Source organism: Pseudoalteromonas sp. PS1M3, from assembly GCF_016865405.1.
Classification (GTDB): Bacteria; Pseudomonadota; Gammaproteobacteria; order Enterobacterales; family Alteromonadaceae; genus Pseudoalteromonas; species Pseudoalteromonas marina.
The window spans coordinates 454,005-473,053 of sequence record NZ_AP022624.1 but is presented as its reverse complement, the minus strand read 5'-3'; the positions used below and the strand labels follow the sequence as shown (position 1 = coordinate 473,053).

General features: G+C 36.4%; 19 protein-coding genes. 2 read left to right on the top strand and 17 right to left on the bottom strand.

The window, feature by feature from the left end; translation table 11 throughout:
* Window positions 1-31 precede the first annotated feature (31 nt).
* The 13 genes from PS1M3_RS02175 to PS1M3_RS02115 form a co-directional block, all read right to left on the bottom strand.
* Complete coding sequence (locus tag PS1M3_RS02175) at window positions 32-1,018, bottom strand: acyltransferase family protein (protein WP_203986052.1); 987 nt, start codon at window positions 1,016-1,018, stop codon at window positions 32-34.
* Window positions 1,005-2,189, bottom strand: a complete 1,185-nt coding sequence (locus tag PS1M3_RS02170) for an O-antigen ligase (RefSeq protein WP_203986050.1) — start codon at window positions 2,187-2,189, stop codon at window positions 1,005-1,007. The genes PS1M3_RS02175 and PS1M3_RS02170 overlap by 14 nt, the downstream gene beginning before the upstream one ends.
* Window positions 2,190-2,255: 66 nt before the next feature.
* Window positions 2,256-2,846: a DapH/DapD/GlmU-related protein gene (locus tag PS1M3_RS02165; RefSeq protein WP_203986048.1), complete on the bottom strand. Its 591-nt coding sequence runs from the start codon at window positions 2,844-2,846 to the stop codon at window positions 2,256-2,258.
* Window positions 2,837-3,340 (bottom strand): DapH/DapD/GlmU-related protein, encoded by a 504-nt coding sequence (locus PS1M3_RS02160; RefSeq protein ID WP_203986046.1) that lies wholly within the window; start codon window positions 3,338-3,340, stop codon window positions 2,837-2,839. Before PS1M3_RS02160 ends, PS1M3_RS02165 begins: the two co-directional genes overlap by 10 nt.
* A gap of 25 nt (window positions 3,341-3,365) precedes the next feature.
* Window positions 3,366-4,181, bottom strand: coding sequence for an NAD(P)-dependent oxidoreductase (locus PS1M3_RS02155; RefSeq protein ID WP_203986044.1), 816 nt, complete (start codon window positions 4,179-4,181; stop codon window positions 3,366-3,368).
* Complete coding sequence (rfbC, locus tag PS1M3_RS02150) at window positions 4,181-4,738, bottom strand: dTDP-4-dehydrorhamnose 3,5-epimerase (RefSeq protein ID WP_203986042.1); 558 nt, start codon at window positions 4,736-4,738, stop codon at window positions 4,181-4,183. The genes PS1M3_RS02155 and rfbC overlap by 1 nt, the downstream gene beginning before the upstream one ends.
* Window positions 4,739-4,747: 9 nt before the next feature.
* The gene (gene rfbA, locus PS1M3_RS02145) at window positions 4,748-5,611 is read right to left on the bottom strand and encodes a glucose-1-phosphate thymidylyltransferase RfbA (protein ID WP_203986040.1); all 864 of its coding nucleotides are present in this window, start codon (window positions 5,609-5,611) and stop codon (window positions 4,748-4,750) included.
* A gap of 47 nt (window positions 5,612-5,658) precedes the next feature.
* Entirely contained in the window at window positions 5,659-6,729 is a 1,071-nt protein-coding gene (rfbB, locus tag PS1M3_RS02140; protein ID WP_203987253.1) for a dTDP-glucose 4,6-dehydratase, read from the bottom strand.
* Window positions 6,730-6,745: 16 nt separating this feature from the next.
* Complete coding sequence (locus tag PS1M3_RS02135) at window positions 6,746-7,744, bottom strand: glycosyltransferase (protein WP_203986038.1); 999 nt, start codon at window positions 7,742-7,744, stop codon at window positions 6,746-6,748.
* A gap of 67 nt (window positions 7,745-7,811) precedes the next feature.
* A complete protein-coding gene (locus PS1M3_RS02130) occupies window positions 7,812-8,765 on the bottom strand; it encodes a hypothetical protein (protein WP_203986036.1) in 954 nt (317 codons plus the stop codon).
* A 134-nt stretch (window positions 8,766-8,899) separates the two neighbouring features.
* Window positions 8,900-10,351: a lipopolysaccharide biosynthesis protein gene (locus PS1M3_RS02125; RefSeq protein WP_203986033.1), complete on the bottom strand. Its 1,452-nt coding sequence runs from the start codon at window positions 10,349-10,351 to the stop codon at window positions 8,900-8,902.
* A gap of 3 nt (window positions 10,352-10,354) precedes the next feature.
* Window positions 10,355-11,461: a glycosyltransferase family 4 protein gene (locus tag PS1M3_RS02120; protein ID WP_203986030.1), complete on the bottom strand. Its 1,107-nt coding sequence runs from the start codon at window positions 11,459-11,461 to the stop codon at window positions 10,355-10,357.
* On the bottom strand, window positions 11,461-12,390 hold the full coding sequence (locus PS1M3_RS02115) for an exopolysaccharide biosynthesis polyprenyl glycosylphosphotransferase (RefSeq protein WP_203987250.1): 930 nt from the start codon (window positions 12,388-12,390) through the stop codon (window positions 11,461-11,463). Before PS1M3_RS02115 ends, PS1M3_RS02120 begins: the two co-directional genes overlap by 1 nt.
* A gap of 90 nt (window positions 12,391-12,480) precedes the next feature.
* On the opposite strand from PS1M3_RS02115, the gene istA reads away from it, so the two are divergent.
* Together istA and istB are read left to right on the top strand one after the other, a co-directional pair.
* Window positions 12,481-13,974 (top strand): IS21 family transposase, encoded by a 1,494-nt coding sequence (gene istA / locus PS1M3_RS02110; protein ID WP_203984280.1) that lies wholly within the window; start codon window positions 12,481-12,483, stop codon window positions 13,972-13,974.
* The gene (gene istB, locus PS1M3_RS02105) at window positions 13,967-14,719 is read left to right on the top strand and encodes an IS21-like element helper ATPase IstB (protein WP_008108712.1); all 753 of its coding nucleotides are present in this window, start codon (window positions 13,967-13,969) and stop codon (window positions 14,717-14,719) included. The genes istA and istB overlap by 8 nt, the downstream gene beginning before the upstream one ends.
* 9 nt (window positions 14,720-14,728) lie before the next feature.
* On the opposite strand, the gene PS1M3_RS02100 is transcribed toward istB, so the two are convergent.
* Genes PS1M3_RS02100 through PS1M3_RS02085 form a run of 4 tightly spaced genes read right to left on the bottom strand, consistent with a single transcriptional unit; the run spans window position 14,729 to window position 18,678 of the window.
* Entirely contained in the window at window positions 14,729-14,869 is a 141-nt protein-coding gene (locus tag PS1M3_RS02100) for a hypothetical protein (RefSeq protein ID WP_203986028.1), read from the bottom strand.
* Between the two features lie 12 nt (window positions 14,870-14,881).
* On the bottom strand, window positions 14,882-17,104 hold the full coding sequence (locus PS1M3_RS02095) for a polysaccharide biosynthesis tyrosine autokinase (RefSeq protein WP_203986025.1): 2,223 nt from the start codon (window positions 17,102-17,104) through the stop codon (window positions 14,882-14,884).
* 15 nt (window positions 17,105-17,119) lie between these two features.
* On the bottom strand, window positions 17,120-17,554 hold the full coding sequence (locus PS1M3_RS02090; RefSeq protein ID WP_203986022.1) for a low molecular weight protein-tyrosine-phosphatase: 435 nt from the start codon (window positions 17,552-17,554) through the stop codon (window positions 17,120-17,122).
* An 11-nt stretch (window positions 17,555-17,565) separates the two neighbouring features.
* Window positions 17,566-18,678, bottom strand: a complete 1,113-nt coding sequence (locus PS1M3_RS02085) for a polysaccharide export protein (RefSeq protein WP_203986019.1) — start codon at window positions 18,676-18,678, stop codon at window positions 17,566-17,568.
* Window positions 18,679-19,049: the final 371 nt, after the last annotated feature.

The following is a 19,049-nucleotide window of genomic DNA, read 5'->3' as shown; positions in this document are numbered from 1 at the left end:
AAAACACTATTCGTAATCTTTTTTGAACAGTTTATATAAACCACTTTTTTAATTTTTTAATATCAAATAAGTAACTTAGGAAAAAAGTGGAAGCTATGCTGATGAAAACTATATAGCTAATAGAGCCTCTTAAAACGTCATAGTTGAGATTAAGCACTCTTGAAAGGACGTACGAAGAACCTGTTATAAATAATATATGATAACACAAAACACCTAATGTCCTTTTCCCTAAATAAACTAAAGCAGGACCAAAGAAAGTACTTTCAAGAAAAATGGAAAAATAGATGATTGGTATGAAAAACAACCCCCCCAGAAGAATATAATCTATATAATAGCCTACATTACTAACCGAAATATCATAATAATTCCCCATCATAAAAATAGAAAAAAACAAAAACAATGAAAGAGAAATCAAAATAAGTATATATTTAGAGTCTAAGCACAGCAACCAGCCTTTATAAAATCTCCCGACATAAAAAAAGGGGATAGCTAAAATCGTCGCGTTTAAAGTAAAAGGGATAAGAGTGAAACTAAATAAAATAGAAATAAAAATTGGTATAAAAACAAAATGAGCTGCCAATCCAATTTTTTTTTCTAAGTAATAAACCACCTGAAAGTAAAAATTATAAAAAAAGTACGACAACAGAAACCAAAGTGGACCATTAGGTGATAGGTTTCCATCGTATGCACTACCAACTAAATAATCAATCGCTTTCATGGTTAATGCTTCATAAGAAAAAACATCAAATTTTATATAGCTTACCAATAAAAAAAAAAGCAAACTCCAAACTACGGCTTTGTAATAAGTACCTATGAGATTCCCACTTTTAAAAGCAATATATTGAATAAGGTCATTACTATGTTCTTTAAATAGAACACCATATAGTATAAAGAAAAATCCCATATGAAAGCTATAAATAAAACGATGTAGCTCATCCCCCAAAGGCTGATGACCAAAAACGACAAGCAAAATCAGCAATCCTTTTGCCACATCAAAAATATTATTATGATTTAACACTTGCTATTCCTTTTATAAAAACATTTACTAAAACAAGATATACCCAGCTAAAAGCAAAATAAAATGGTGTTGATGTAGACCAGTGAAGTAAAGAAGCTAGAAGAGAAGTATAAAGAAATACTTTAGTTAAAGCATTAGTATTAAAAGTGAAAATTTTAAAAAAGCTTACAATCCATAAAGATATAAAAAAAACAAATGAAAACAAGCCACTTTCAGCGATTACTTTCAAAGGAAAAGAAGCTAAACCTATACTTTCTTTAATTGAATAACTCCCTAATCCAGCTCCAATAAAAACATTTTCTTGGAAAATGGAAACCCCGTCAGACCAACGCTCTAAACGCTCTAACTTGCTTGAGTTATCCCCAAAAACCTTACTTTCAATAACAGGAGAGAGAAAGTCATATAAAAAATAAAAAGAAGATAAAAAAAACAATCCAGATAAAACAAAATAAAGCGGCTTTCTATTTAACTTAAATAGCGTAAGTATTATAGAAAATAACAAAACAATAATTCCAGTAGCAGAAAAAGTTGTTATTAAGGAAGAGAAATACAAAAAAAACATAAAAAAGGCTTTTTTTCGCTCATTTATATGAAAGAAATATGCAATAAGTAATAAACCAATTGTGTTTAAATACCACGCAAAAAAGCCTGGCTCTTGAAAAATAGATTTACTTCGAAAAAAACCAGAAAAATGACCATAATTTATTGGATATTCTGAAGGAAAATACAATATTACTTGACCAATAGAGAAACCTAGAAAATTGTATACGAAAAAATCTACAAAACCAAAAATAAGAACAACTAAAAATGAGTTATTAGTTATATAAAATACCTTATTTAACTCTACTTTACTTAACATGATAAGTGGCACAGCAAAGTAAAAAAAGCACATTAGTATAATTCCGAAAAAGTGGTTAGCATTTACCTCTTTCCCTAAAAAAACATTTATTGTAAAACTAATTGTCACTGCTAATAGAATTGAATAGCTTAAAAATATCAAATTACTATCAACTTCTTGAACTTTTTTCGTGGGAAGAGTGAAATTTAGTAAAAGAAAGAAAGAAGATAAAACCAAAGGTATAGGCAGATACGCACTCAAGGAGAAAACCGGAGTAAAAGGAAATAGGAAAAAGAAAATATATACAACTGACCTAACAGGGTGTAACAACATAAAGCTACCTTGGGAGATTTATTTAAACCAATTATGGTTAGTTTTAAAGGTTCAGATAATTAGATATTATGAACAAACTACCCAAGAGTTAGACTCAAAGTCATATAGCTTTAATATCCTAGCCGGATTGCCAGCTACCACACTATAGTCTGGCATACTTTTAGTTACCACTGAGTTTGCGCCGACAACACAATATTTTCCTATTTTTACCCCTGGGGATATGTGAGCACCGAAGCCTATAAAAGAACCCCTACCGATTTTAACGGGGAAAGCTTCTTCGGAAATCCGATTTCCAATTTTAATGCTTGAAAGTATATTATTATAAGGGTGAACAACATCAACAATAGAGCAATGACCAGTTATTGTTACATCATCTTCAATCGTTATTGCTACCCTACCGATAATGTGAACATTCTGCTCAATATTAACATTATCACCAATAGATATAACTACATCTGACTGGGGATCAACGACTTCTAATCTTAAGCCCTTTCTTAGTAAACAGCCTTTACCTATTCTTATATACTTTTCATTATGTAAAAGGTATGGACGATATATGGCAGTTCTAGGGCCTACACTTTTAAATAAAAATGAATAATAAAATTTAGTAATAAATAATGCTAAAGCTTTTTTTAATGACATTAGTGTTATATCCATTCTTTTTTCTCTAAACAGTATCTTTTTATTAATTTTGCAGGATTACCTGCAACCATAGAATAATCAGGAAATGACTTAGTTACTACAGAGCCAGCACCAATAATACACCAACGCCCTATACTTACATTAGGCAATACAATAACTCCAAAACCTAGAAAAGAATTATCGCCGATCCGAACACTTCCTTTATCCTCCCAAGGTTGTTCCATTATTCTGATATCCCCTGGTGTAATACCGTGAGCGATAGTCGAAATATAAACATAGTCACTTAAAACAACATTTTTACCCAAAGATATTTCTGAAGCAGTATGCAAATTAAAGAATCTGCCAATATAGGTATTGGCACCTATATAGATACCATTTAGAGCAACATTCTCTATTTTAGAGGTAATAAAAGTCCCACCATAATGGAGAGAGCAACCTTTGCCAATTTTTTTTTTACTTCTATCAAAATATTTGTATGAAATATTAGATATATATTTTCTTAAATTCATAAACTTTCACCGCTGAAAAAGTAAGCTACAACTCTTTTTTAAAATTTTCTATCGTATATTGCAAATCACTTAAAACATCTCTTGGTGAAAAAGTCGATATATACTTTTTTAATTTAGATATGTCAGTTGTAGGGAATCTTTCATTGAAATTTTTCACTTCATGCCAATTAACCTCACAGCCAGTATGCTTTATAAGTGTATCTGCAATTTCCTTTGCGCTGACATTATAACCTGCGGCTATATTAACTATTTCTCCGTGAACGTTCTGATTAGTTGCTAGGTTAATACAACAGCTGGCCACGTCCTGAACTGAGACATAGTCTTTAGAATACTCACAAGGTATGTACATATCAACTTTACCAAACGTTATTGCATTGCGTGTTATTGATGGTAAGAATAGGGGGCTATTCAAAGCAACACCGTAAACATTGCTTGGTCTCACAATGCAAACCTTTCGTTTACTTTTCAAACAAAGCTCTTCACCTAATAACTTTGTTAAATTAAACAGCCTTCTTTCATCATCGCCACATATAGTCAAGCTTGCAATCTCATTTGACGATTTTTGATTCATATAAACTCTCGTAGAGGACATATAAAGCAAATAATCAAATTTTGCTTCCTGTAGGAGGCGTTTAAGTAAGGAAACATTTGCTTCGAAAACATCAAAAGGTGCGTTACAATTCCCATGACCGGCACAATAGATCACACATCCCAAATCTTCTTTAAATACTCTGCCATCACCTCTTTTAGGTACATAAACCGTATGGCCAGAGTCAGTTAATTGGTTTACTATTTCAGAACCTATAAAACCACGACCACCAAACACTGTATACAGAGCCATTACTTATCCCATCCATTTAAAAGCTTACCCTTAATTTCGTTTAGCGTAGGTTGCACTTTATCTTTCTCTGATAACAAAGGAGCACTCAGCGGCCACTGAATTGCCAAGTTGTCATCATTCCAAAGCAAGCCGCTTTCGTCACTTGGGTCGTAGTAATCTGTACACTTATACTGAAAGTCTGCGGTTTCACTTAATACACAAAAGCCATGAGCAAAACCTGGAGGCACATAGAATTGCAGCTTATTTTCACCTGTCAATAATAATGCTTCATGTTGGCCAAATGTATCTGAATTTGGTCGTAAATCTACGGCTACATCAAACACTTCACCTTCAGTAACTGACACAAGCTTACCTTGTGGCTTTGTTTTTTGAAAATGAAGCCCCCTCAGTACCCCTTTTGACGAACGAGATCGGTTATCTTGTACAAAACAAGCATTAATTCCAGCAGCCCTATATCGCTCTGCTTGAAATGTTTCGTAGAAGAAGCCGCGATCATCGCCAAATATTTTTGGTTCAATAATGAGCAGGTCTTTTATTTTGGTTTCTATTACATTCATATTTTTAAACTAACTTGTAATGTTTAATAAGTATTGACCATACCCGGTTTTACTTAGACTATTACCAACATCTTGCACTTGCTTCTTACTTAACCAACCTTGATTTAATGCAATTTCCTCTAGACAAGCTATTTTAAATCCCTGTCGCTTTTCAACAGTTTGTACAAACTGAGATGCTTCAAGTAGCGAGTCATGAGTACCTGTATCTAACCAAGCAAATCCACGACCTAATTGCTCAACGTTGAGCAAACCTTGCTCTAAATAAGCCTGATTCACACATGTAATTTCAAGCTCGCCGCGAGAAGAAGGTTTCACATTTTTAGCTATTTCGATCACTGAGTTATTATAAAAATAAAGGCCAGTCACAGCCCAATTCGACCTAGGTACAGTTGGTTTTTCTTCAATTGAAAGAGCCTTGAAGTGTTTGTCAAACTCAACAACTCCAAAACGTTCAGGATCCATAACTTGATAACCAAAAACGGTTGCACCAGTTAAATTTTCAGCTGCATGCTTTAACTGCTTACCAAATGCCTGACCAAAAAATATGTTATCACCCAATGCTAAACAAACATCGTCCGAACCAATGAACTCCTCACCTATAATGAACGCTTGCGCTAGGCCATCAGGATTTGGCTGCACAGCATAGGTGATACTAATACCAAATTGAGAACCATCGCCAAGTAGACGAATAAACCCCTCCTGCTCATCAGGGGTCGTAATAATTAAAACCTCATTAATGCCTGTAAGCATCAATACCGATAACGGATAGTAAATCATAGGCTTATCGAATATTGGTAGTAGCTGTTTAGAAACACCTTTAGTAATTGGATGTAAGCGACTGCCTGAGCCACCCGCTAAAATAATTCCTTTCATAAATTGCCCTAATTTAGTTCGTATTCACAATGTACAATAATATAGCATTATTGATAAATTCCTAACCGCTCACGTTTATATGAGCCATCCTGCACATTTTTGCACCACTGCTGATTTGTTAGGTACCACTCGATAGTTTTACGCAAACCTGTTTCGAATGTTTCCACTGGCGTCCAGTTAAGCTCTTCACTCATTTTTGATGAGTCAATAGCATAGCGTCTATCATGTCCAGGCCGATCTGTTACATACGTAATTTGTTCAGCATACTTAGATTCTTTTGGTACTAAAACATCTAAAATTTCACAAATAGTTTGTACAACTCTGATATTCTGTTTTTCATTGTGACCACCTATATTGTAGGTTTCTCCAACTGTACCTTCGGTAACTACTTTATATAACGCGCGAGCATGATCTTCTACATACAACCAGTCGCGTATTTGGTCACCTCTACCATAAATTGGCAAGTCTCTTCCTTCTAGAGCATTCAATATCACTAACGGAATTAATTTTTCTGGGAAATGATATGGTCCATAGTTATTGGAGCAATTGGTTACAATAGTAGGAAGGCCATAAGTACGAAACCAAGCACGAACTAAATGATCGCTTGATGCTTTGCTTGCTGAATATGGACTGCTAGGCGAATATGATGTTTGTTCTGTAAACATAGGAAGCTCACCACCTTGTTCATCAGGATGGGGTAAGTCACCATAGACTTCATCTGTTGAGATATGGTGAAACCTAAATGCTAACTTAGTAGACTCTGTCAACTTCTCCCAGTAGCAGCGAGCTGCTTCAAGTAGTTGATAAGTACCCACTATGTTAGTTTGAATAAACTCTGCGGAACCTATAATTGATCGATCTACATGACTCTCTGCTGCCAAATGCATTACTACATCTGGTTTATGTGCTAAGAAAACACGATCGAGTTCAGAACGATTACAAATATCAACTTGTTCAAAAGTGTATCGTTCACTATCAGAAACTTTCTCTAAAGAATCTAAATTGCCCGCATAAGTAAGCTTATCTAAGTTAATAACCGCGTCAGTAGTATTTTCGATAATATGGCGAACAAGTGCTGAGCCTATAAATCCTGCGCCACCAGTAATAAGAATTTTCATCATTATTCCGTATTTTCTAGTAAATTAAATTTAGTAACTTAGAGGCTAAAGTAACTTCGTTATATTTTGAAATTTTATCCAGGTTACTCACTACATTATTTTGATACTTATCTAGAGCTGCTTCGAGAGAACCTCGAAGAGCATCTATATCATCAGCTCTATATTGAATATGAATAAATTCTTTAAGTTCTATAAATGGAGGTATGTCAGTAGCTACAACAAATAAGTTTGCAGCTGAATATTCTAATATAGGTATACCAAAACCTTCATATATTGATGGGAAAACACCTATATTAGCCTTCTTTATGTTTGAATAAAGTTCTTGGTCACTTGAGACTGAAGTTTTAATTGATACATTAGAATTATATTTGGTTATTGTAGATCGTACCTCATCTAATTCACCAAAGTCTCGTCCTATAAGTAATAAACTTGAGCCTGTTGGCAAAGCTTTTATTAGCTGAATATGTCGTTTATGTTTAGCGAAGCTAGATACATAAACGAAATCATACTCTTTTTGAGGAGTTAAGCTCTGTAGGAGATTAATGTTTAATTGCCTAACACCATTGTGGATAACAAAAATTTTATTATGGGCAGTATTGCACTGTTCTGCTATTTGATTTTTTGTATAATGAGAAACAGTTATTATCGTGTGGGCTAACTTACTAAATAATTTATAAATAATTTTCTTGCCTCTCCCCCGCTTAGCTTTACTATCGAAAGCTTTAAGATCATGTATTGTCAAATAAACATTTTTAAGAAAAACAGGAGCAAAAATTACTTCTGTTATAACTTTGTGTCCTTTAAAAGCTAAAAAGCATACTTGGAAAAAGTATAGAAACCTATCCACAATGGGAACTTTGGCTAGTAAGCTTAATATTTTAGAGTTTTCAATATATTCCTTACTATAAAAGAAAGACTTTACTCTATGTTCGCTCAGACCGGACATTAAAAAATCAATTCTGCGAGTCGCCCCAGTATTAAACCCTTTCTCATAAGGGTTATAAAAAATTATCATATTAAAACCTGTAATTTAACGTAAATATAACTAATATTAATCTACAAAAACTATAGAGAATTCGAGTCTAATTTAGGACATTCCTAAGCCATTTATTCAAGGTATAATCAGAAATAGAACTAGGCGGTTTAGGTTGATAATTTTTAATTAGCTGAACTGGTAAGTTTAAATTCTCTCTATCTAAAGCATAAAAATGACCTTTAAACTGAGTTAATTGTCTAATATTTGAATTGGTGGTGATAAGTAAACGCCCTGATGCTAAACTTTCAAAAGTTCTCATCGTAAATCCTGATTGCATTATATTTTCGATATCCAAAATGGCTTTAGATTGGAAATTAAGACTCGCAACTTCATTTCTAGATAAAATTTGAAATTTAACATCTTTATATGAAACATCTACCGATGAAAGAATTTTTAGCTTAATGAAGTCTATAAGAGAGATGTATAAATGAAAATAGTAGCTAATATTGGCTCTTTCACATTGCTGTTTTATATTTTTTAAAGTTTTATATCTCTCATTATTAAAAGAGGCTACATATACTAAATCATACTTGATATTCCCAATGTTTTCTTGGTAGTTATATTCTTCACCACAGAACAAAGGCAGATACTCCAAACCAAAATTTTTGCTATCAGCAAAGTCAAAAGTTTTTATTTTATCAAAGTATTTTACTATCCGTAAAAAATCTACTACTTTATTTGAGTCCCATTGATATAAAGTCCGCCTAATATTTGGATTTTTAATTATTAACTTTTTTAGAAACTTTTCACTTATAACTTCCCCTCTAATACAAAGAAACTCGTCATATTCTTTATCTAAAAGCCCAAGGTAAGTGCAAAAATAATAATTATAAAATATTTCAGAGAGTGATTTAGGAAAAAAACGCTTTATAAACGAATAAATGTATCGCCTAGGCCTCTCATTAACGCTAGTAACATCATAACCCATTAGTAAAAGCTCTGATTCAATTTTACTTTTATAATCATAAAAATCTGGGCATACCAGTAGTAGCTTTTTCATAAAACTCCAATTAAAAAATAATGAACTATCTGAAAACATTAAATGCAGTAGTAAAAAACTTACAGCCTAGTTGACCCTTAACACTTCATATCAAGTTTCAACTTAAAATGTACAGAAGCATTTATTCACAATAGCTATTTCTTAAGAATTAAATAATCTTTGCTATAAACACAATAAACGGAAAAGAGCGATAAAATGAAACAATAAGTAGCTATAGGAAGCATTAAATCAAACCATCCATGTTCTTTATAAAAAAAGCTAATATGGATAAAGGGATAAATAAAAATAGCTAACATAGGTAGAAATTTATTTAGAAAAATTAATTGACATTGATTGCGTTTTTTATAATCGAGACCTAAATAAAAACTACCTAAAAATACTGATATTGCATAAGAGCCTACAACGCCATAATAACTGAAATAATATCCTAATACAAAAGCTAGACATATGTTAACTAATGAGATTATTAATTGCCCTTTCAAATTACTAAAAACGTTACCATCGGCTAAATTAGCAAAGTACAATGGAGCAATCGGTATATTAGCCATCATACAAATACTAAGTAACAAAAAAGTATAAATAAAAATACTATTTACCTCGCCGATCCAAAGCATTGATATTAAGGGAGAGGCTGAATACATACCTGAAAAAATAATTATATTAACCGGTAAAAGATAATTGAACGTTTTTATAACAATATCATTACTTTCATTTCCATCAGCTATTTTTTTAGAAATGATAGGTACTAATAACTGACAACCACTTATGGCTAGCATTCTAACTTGTGAAACTAACTTCGAAGCCATTTCATAAAACACCACGAATCTAATCTCTGCGTAATGACCTATTAATATTTTAACTAAGTTGTCACCAAATAAAGAAAGTATGGATATCAGTTGAAGATTCATTGAGACTTTGAACATACTCTTAAAGTGCTTTATCGAAAACAAATTCAGTACAAAGAAATAACTGTTTATTTTTTTAAATATATAAACACTCGACGCAACGAATACAAAAAGGCCTTGCAAAAGGTGCGCTAGAACAAGCCCTTCTATTCCTATACTCTGCCCTAAGACTAAAGCAAATAGAGCATACACAACTACGCCAAGCATTGTAACTTTTGCTCTATAATGGCCATCTCCCCATCCATCCAGCGACAATAGTAAAGAGTTAGCGACCGCTGTTATAACGAACGATGGTAGTCCATAAAGAATTAAAGTGTTTGCTATATTTAACTGTTCAATATTGAACAATCTATCAGCCAAAAAGTAAAAAGCTGTAAAAATTAAACAGGCTATTATAAGCCCAAAAAAAAGTACGGAAAAAAAAGCGGTTGCAATAACCTGTTTAATATCCCTAGTATTATCTTTACTAATTGATTCAGATATAAATTTTGGCATAGCGCTTGCCAAACCAAAATCAGCCAGCTTTGCAGCACCTGATATTGACATCACTAGTGCCCATATACTGGCCAGCTCTGAACCAAACTCTGTTAGAGCATATTTATAAATAATAAATAAAGTAATTGCGTTAACTAAAACACTGCTTAGAACAAATACAATATTTTTTTTATTTTTACTCTCCATAGTTTATTTCGTTACTTCTAAGTATAGTTGTAATGTTTTTCTGTACATTGCTTCAAATGTGAAATACTTTATATAATCGGCTCTATTTCTAACCCCAATAGAAGCTCTTAAACCTTTGTCTTGAATTAAATTTTTAAGTCTTTCAGTTAACAAATCACTATCGCCCCTTGGGATTAAATAACCATTTATAGCATCATTAATAGCCTCCGACACCCCTCCTACATCAGAAGCAATTATAGGTAGAGAACTTCTCATAGCCTCTAAAATCGATCTTGGAAACCCTTCCCAGTTTGCAATTAATAAGAAAATATCCATTTTTAGTAGATATTTATCTACATCATTTCTTTCACCTAAAAAAGTAATTTTGTTTGACAAGTTTAGAGATTCAACTAGTTTGATATTTTCTTCTAAGCCCGGGCCTTTACCTATTAAATGCAAATGCCACTTTTCATTTCTCAATTGTTCTAACGCTTTAAATAAAGTTTTGTGATCCTTTTGTTCACTGAATCTAGCTACCATTACTAAGTTACAAATATCACTACTTCTTTCGGAAAGATTGCGCTCGCTTTCTATAGGTAAGTCATACATTCCATTATGAATTACAACTTGTCTATGCTCACTTGCAACTTTGTACTTTATAGCCAAGTTTTTATCTTGTTTAGAAACAGTTATTATTTTATTAGCAAATCTAGAAAGGAACTTCTCTATTCTTATATATTTTTTCTTTTCTTTTTCATCAACCCCATTAGCAAAAGCCCAGCCGTGCGCAGTAAAAATAACTTTAATATTTAGCAACGCACATGCTATCCGCCCCAGCGCCCCTGCTTTCGATGAGTGTAAGGAAACTATATCGGGCTTAACTCTCTTCAATACTTTTAGTATTTTCCATAATGCCCGAATGTCTTTTTTAATAGAAATAGAACGCTGTAAATCATTTACTACGTACACCTCTATTCCCATTTCGTAAAGATAATCAACTAAAAGTCCCTTCTCTCCAGTAATTACTACTGGTGTGTGTCCATCCTTTAATAAGCTTTTCGATAAATCTCGGATGTGAATTTGAGCACCACCAATCTCGTCCGCTTTAGTAATTACATAACAAATTTTCATTAACGGCCCATACCAAATATAACTGTTCGTACTGTCATTAATAAAATTTTGATGTCTAGTAAAGCTGAATGATGCTTTATGTAATGAATGTCATACTTGTGCTTCCATATAGCGTCTTCAACCGATGCGCCATATGGGTAGCTCACTTGTGCTAACCCCGTTACACCTGGTTTAACAGCGTGCCTAAAACGGTAGTAAGGTATTTCTTTTTCTAAGTCTTTTATAAATACTTCACGCTCTGGCCTTGGGCCAACTATCGACATAGTTCCTTGTATAACATTTATTAACTGCGGAATTTCATCTATGCGTGTTTTACGAATAAATTTACCTACTTTAGTAACGCGTGCATCGTTTTTTGAAGCCCATTGAGCTCCATTTTTTTCTGCATCGTTTCGCATAGAACGAAATTTATACACTTCAAACTGTTTGTTATATTGGCCGGTACGCTTTTGCTTAAATAATATTGGCCCTGGGCTTTCTAATTTAATAAACAAAGCAGCAAATATTGAAAATGGAATAGTGATTATAAGGAGTAAAATAGCACTCACAATATCTACACAGCGCTTTGCTACTTGGGTACGTTTATTTGATAAAATAGAAAATGCTTTTTGGTGTAAAAAATAACTGCTATGTAGTAAACGCACTTCTGTGTACTTTAACCTGTCGTCTAAATAACTTACTAAAGGCTCAACCCATGCACCACACTCTGTGGCATTAACTAAAAACTTACGCTGTTGTTTACTTAAATGCGCACTTTGATAATGGCACACTACTTTTTTAGTGAAGTCAGTAATACTGTAATCGTTAATTATTATATCGAATGAATAATCATCAATAATTTCACCTATATTACTGGCACACTCTTCTGGGCAAAATACATAAATTACACTTTGCTTTAGTGCTTCTGATTTTGATTTAAAGCTTTCTATTAAGCGACAATTACGGTGGCCGGTCTAGCGACAATTATCTTGGCCGGTTGATCTGATAAGGTTCGGTACAGCAGAACGGAGGAGTTCACTGTGCCGGGAACACGAATCACTGATCAGCAGGTCACTATTTATATGAAACATAGAAAGCGTAATAGCCAAGTTATCGCGGCTGCGAAAGCAGGTATTTCTGAACGTTCAGCAAGGCGCATTGATAAACTGGATGAGCAGCCATTGTCTAATAAACGCCAATGGCGAACACGTATAGATCCACTTGAATCTATCTGGGACAGTATTGTTGTCCCTCTACTTCAAGGTGATGCTACGTTAACTCCAGTGGGAATTTTTGATCATCTTTGCGAGTTTCACACCGACAAATTTAACCCGAGCTCACGGCGTACATTAGAGCGTCGAATTCATAAATGGCGGGCACTGTATGGCTCAAGCAAAGAGGTCGTATTCCTGCAAACACACGAGTATGGCCTATTAGGTATATGTGATTTCACACATGTGAAGTCACCCGTTACCATTGCTAGTGAACCCCTTAAGCATATGTTGTTTCATTATCGTATGCCCGCCAGTGGCTGGGCTTACGCCCAAGTGATTTACGGCGGTGAAAGCTTTGCTGCTTTTTCTGATGGTGTGCAAAACGCATTTAAAGCAGCCGGCGGTGTGCCTAAAGAAGTGCGTACAGACAGTCTCAGTGCCGCCTATCGTAATCATACTAATGATAATGATTTTACAGAGCGCTTTAATGAGCTAGTTATCCATTATGGCTTTAAAGCGACCCGTAATAACCGCGGTATTGCGCATGAAAATGGGGCTATTGAGAGCCCTCATGGGCATCTTAAATCGCAACTGGAGCAAGCATTAAAAATCCGTGGTAGTTATGACTTTCAGACAAGAGAAGTCTATGAATCGTTTGTTGCAGACATTGTTGCTCGCCGTAATCGCCGTGTAAGTGATAAGTACGCAGTAGAGCAGCGACAATTACACGCTTTACCACGGACGATGAGCGTCAATTACACCGAGCATTATCTAACGGTGTCACGTACGAGTACTATTTCATTGAAACGTGTTACCTATAGCGTCCCGTCACGCCTTATTGGTAGCCGATTACTTGTTCGTTTATATGACAACCGCTTAGAGCTGCGCTATGGCAGCGATTTAGTTCAAACGTTAGCGCGTGTCTATGCTTCTAAAGGGTGCCGTGCACGCAATATTAGTTACTTGCATGTTATTGACGCATTGGTTAAAAAACCATTGGCATTTCGCTACTCACAACTACGTGACGACTTACTCCCAAGCGACAATTACAAAGCTATTTGGGAATACGTTAATACTCATCTTTTAGCGGATGAAGCGAGCTATTACATGGTAAAACTGCTCCATTTAGCAAAACAAAGTGGGTGTGAACGTCAATTAGGACGATTTGTAGCAGTGTCAATTACTCAGCGACAATTACCGGCCATCCGAGAATGTGAAGCGCAATTTTTAGTGATTGCATCAAACATACCCACAATAAAAATAAAGCAACACAGCTTGAGCGCTTATAGCAGCATGATACCGGGAGGTCTACATGGATAACTTCACGGCCTCGTTACCTTTAATGCTGAAACAATTAAAGCTTAGCACCATGCTTCAACAGTGGAATACCCTGGGAAAAAAAGCGATGGAAGAACAATGGAGCCCGCAGCAATACTTGTCTGAGCTGTGCCATGTTGAACTTGCGACACGCGATGACAAACGCCTTCAGCGGCTTTTAAAAGATGCAAAATTGCCAATGGGTAAACACCTTAGCAGCTTCGACTTTACCCTTGTTGATGGGGTTAGTAAGCCCCTTGTTGCTGATTTAATAAATCAGCCGGATTGGTTGAAGCACGGTGGCAATATATTGTTATTTGGCGCCAGTGGTCTTGGTAAAACGCATATCGCCAGTAGCATCGGTTATGGCCTTATCGAGCAGGGCCATAAAGTTAAGTTCGTTGCCGCGTCAGCGATTGTTCAACAACTCCAGCAAGCAAAGCGACATTTACGCTTGCAAGACGAACTTGTAAAGCTCGATAAATACAGCTTATTAATCGTTGATGACGTTGGTTACGTTCGAAAAACTGAACAGGAAACGAGCGTGCTGTTTGAATTGATAGCCCATCGCTATGAGCGACACAGCATGATCATCACATCAAACAAATCATTTGAGCAATGGGATGAACTATTTGAAGATTCAACGATGACAGTCGCGGCAATCGATCGTTTGGTTCATCATGCCACGATTATTCATTGTGAAGGTGACAGCTACCGACGCAAAACAGCGCTCAATAAGAGTAAATAAAATTCGGTATCAACCGGCCAAGATAATTGACGCGGAACCGGCCAAGTTAATTGACGCTAGATAGCTTTCAGTTATGAATATCGATTCTAGCTGTTCTTTATTACTTATAGGCTCTTCATTCATATCGGGTGTACCTACTTTCAGGTTCATGTACTGCTCTTTTTATTTATCTGATTTATATTCGTAGTTGTAATAACCATAGTACCCATATGCATTACTGGCTTTTTTAACTACACCGTTGAATACTAAGCCCTTTACGTCTATGCCATTTTGTTCAAAACGGTTACGGGTTAGGTCTATTTCACGCAAGTGGTTTTGCCCAAAACGCGCTACCAATAACGTAGTGCCTGTGTGCGCACTGACTATAGCTGGGTCGGTTACTGCAAGTATTGGTGGTGTATCTATAATTACTATGTCGTATGCTGCGCTTACCTCTTCAACCAGCTTGCTAAAGTTGCTGTGCATTAATAGCTCTGAAGGGTTAGGTGGTATTTGCCCGCGGGTAATTACATTTAAGCCTTCAACTTTAGTTGGTTTGGTTATTTGTGCTAAGTTTAAACGGCCCGACAGGTAATCACTAAGGCCATCGTCCCACTTTAAGCCAAATTGGGTTTGTAGGTAGCCTTTGCGCATATCGGCATCAATAATAAGTACTTTTTTACCACTTTGTGCTAATACTGCCGCTAAGTTAACCGATATAAACGATTTACCTACACCCGGGCTTGGGCCCGATATAGCAATAATATTGTTTTTAGCTTCCATCATCGCAAAGTGTAAACTAGTACGTAAGCTACGCAGCGCCTCTATAGAAAGGTCGGCTGGGTTATCAAGCGCCAGTAGGCTTTTTGCCTTACCTACCTTATTTTTACGGGCAGTAAAGCCGGTTAGTTTATCTTGGTAGTCTGAGTGGGGTACACTTGCGTATACCGGTATGCCTAGGCCTTCAATCTCGCTTGGGTCTTCAACCCCTTTATGCATGGCTTTTTGTATAAGTACAATAGCCACTGCAAGCATGCCACCTAGCATGGTTGCCATTATTACTATTAATGCCTTTTTAGGTTTTACCGGCTTACTTGTATTTACCTCGGCGTAGTCTATTACACGCACATTACCTACGGTACCAGCACGCACTATGTCAAGCTCTTGGGTTTTACTTAAAAGCAAGGTATAAATTTGGTTGCTTACCTCAACATCGCGCTTTAAACGTAGTAGCTCTTGTTGGGTTTCTGGTAGGTTACCCACTTCTCCAATGAGTTCATTCTTTTGGCTTTCTACCGCTTGAATTTGCTCAATTATACCTTGGTATGCTGGGTGGTCTTTTTTAAATTTACGGCCAAGCTCTAGGCGTTTTAAGTTTAGCTCTTGTAGTTTGGTTTCAAGCTTGACTACTTGCTCAAGCACGCCTTGAGTCTCAAGTGTTATATTTATAGACTGGCGTTTTATTTGGTAGTCGTTAAAGCGTTGTTCGGCGTATTCTAGCTGTTTTTTAATTTCAGGTAATTGTACTTCTAAAAACTCGAGTGACTTTTGCGCTTCTGCACTGTTGCGCTCTACATTACGGCGTACGTAAATAGCCGCTACTTTATCAAGTACTTTTTCGGCGTAGCTTGGTTTAGTGCTTTGTAAGCTTAAATTAATAATGCCTGAGTCTTTACCTTTTTCGCTTGCGCCAATAGCTGCTTGCAAATCGAGTATTGTATTTAAACGGTCTTTACGGGTAATTATAAACTCAGTACCTGGGTGTGCATTAAGCTCGCGAACTGTTAGGTTAAACTTACCATTAGTAAGCTCCGAACCTACTTTACCTGCTAGTATTTGGTCGCCATCATCATTTAAAAGCGCAACACCATTACCTTCTTGTGTTACAAGTACAAACTCTTGGTTTACTGCAGTGCGAGGTACGTCAAACCTAAATATGTTTATACTTTCGCCGCCCCATGCATAGCTGCTTGCACCAAAACTTGGGTTGGCTAGGTCGCCCTCTTCCATTGGGGTAAACTTACGGTATGCACGGTTACCAATAAACGGGAATAGTTTTGGCTCGACTACAATGTCAAGTTTTAATGAGTCTACAGCCTCACCAATTACACTGCGTGATTTAAGTAGTTCTATTTCGGTTACCGCGGCCGATGTGCTTTCAAACATGCCAGCCATGTCGTCAAACCCAGGGACTGATGCACTGCCGTCTTCAACTTGTATCATGGCGGTGGCTTGGTAAACTGGCGTGCTTAATACCGCATAAACCACACCTATAAACATAAACAGCGCCGTTATGCCTGCTATAAAGTATTTGCGGTCGAGTAATGCACCTAGTAGTGCCATTAAATCGATTTCTTGCGTGGGTTGTGCGGTGTTTTTATTTTTACTTTCAGGCTGGGTATTCATTAAATTAGCCATTCCTTATAAATACTTTTGCCAAGCGCTGCAGGCGCTATCGATTAATGTGTAAACGTGTTCAAATGCTTCGGTACTTTGGCGGTAGGGGTCGGGTATTTCGGCGTTGTTAATCCACTTACCGAGTAAAAATGTTTTACCGCGTGCCTCGGGGTAGCGTACATGAACATCGTTTAAATGGCGTTCTTCCATAACCAGTATTACGCTATTTTGCGCAACAAGCGCAGACGACAACTGCCTGCCTTGGTGCTCGTCCATGTTTACACCATGTGCTTGCGCAATTTGTTTTGCTTTTGCATCGGCAGGTTTGCCTTCAAGTGCGGTTAACCCAGCCGACGACACTTTAATATTTTTACCTTCAAGCTTTTGCTTTAATACATATTCGCCAGTAGGGCTGCGGCAAATATTACCGGCACATACAACTAATACAGAATCGAACATTGTTAAGCGCCTTAATTATTAATGTCGTTTAGGTTATCAACGGTTGCTACCGACGGTAGTAATAAGCTTATTACGCGGTTCCAACGAGCCAATGGTGCCGATGTTACGTATACAATGTCGTGAGGTTGCAGTTCAAACTGCTCGGCTAATACCATTGCGGTAATATTTTTAGCATGCAGCTGGTATACGTTTGCAATAACACCTGTTTGCTCTACGTTACTTTTACGCAGTACAAACACGCCGTTAGCGTCGGCTGTGGTTTCGTTTAGGCCGCCAGTGTCGCTTAGCGCTTCGGCTAGGTTTAAGCCGTATCGGTTTAATACAATAGAGCCTGCACGTTTTACATCGCCCAGTACAAATACTTTTTGTGCGTCGTTACGCGTCACATGAATTATGTCGCCATGTTGCAGTAAACGGTTTTGCGAAATATCACCGTGTGAATAAAAGCTGTCGAGCTGTATGGTTTCTGTTTTGTTACCACGAGTAAATGTTACTGTGCGCCAATCGGCGGCTTCGGTTAAGCCACCCGCTTGGTTTAGCGCGTCTATTAGGGTAAGTGGTATTTCGGTAACTGGGTATACGCCAGGTTTGTTTACTTCACCGGTTACGTAGGCTTTTTGGCTTCTAAAACCCACTACTTTTATGTCTACTTGTGGGTCTTCAATTACGCGGCTTAGGCGTTTAACTAGGTCTTCGCGTACTTCACTGATGGTTCGTCCTGCTGCAGGAATATCTGGCGCGTAAGCATAAGTAATGGTGCCGTCTTTTTGTACGCGGAAGCCGTCAAACTCAGCTGTACGCTGTACTGCTGCGGGTATTGTTAGCTCTGGGTGATCCCATACGCCTATGGTGAGTACATCACCTACACCTAGTTTGTATTCGTAATTGCTTACGTTTACACCTGCGGTGTTAGATATTGGCTTTGCAGATGCACGTGCTTGCTTTTGTTGTTTAATTAACGACGAGTCGATAATTTGAATATTTACTTTTTCGAGATCTTGCTCAAGGTTTTGTGTTTGCTCGCCAGATTCTATGCCTTCAAAATGGCTGCCTGGTACTATGGTGCAACCGGTAACTGATAGTAATGCGAGTGAGGTGATGAGTGATTTACAGCTTAACGCCATTGTAGAATCCCAAAATTATTTTAAATATTTTGTTCCTCACCAACCTTGGTGAGTACTTGTATTTTTGTGCGGTAATTAAAGCATGAGAGGGCTATTCGCGCAAGCCGAAACGCGCTTTTGAATTACTGCTTTCTTTTAAATAAGTATTTAAGCTTACTCAATGTTTTATAAAATATAGGTAGCAAATAGGGCTGGTTTATTTTGTGATATTTTAACTTTTTTGCGCTTTTATATTAAAAGTTTAATAGTAAAAAGTTAAATAACTCCTGATTAGTAGCTGTATGGTTATTTTAACAAATAACTTACCTGTAAATTGCACAAAGAGGAGCGAATGAGAACTAAATGAGTAACTGCCAAGCACTTAAATAAGG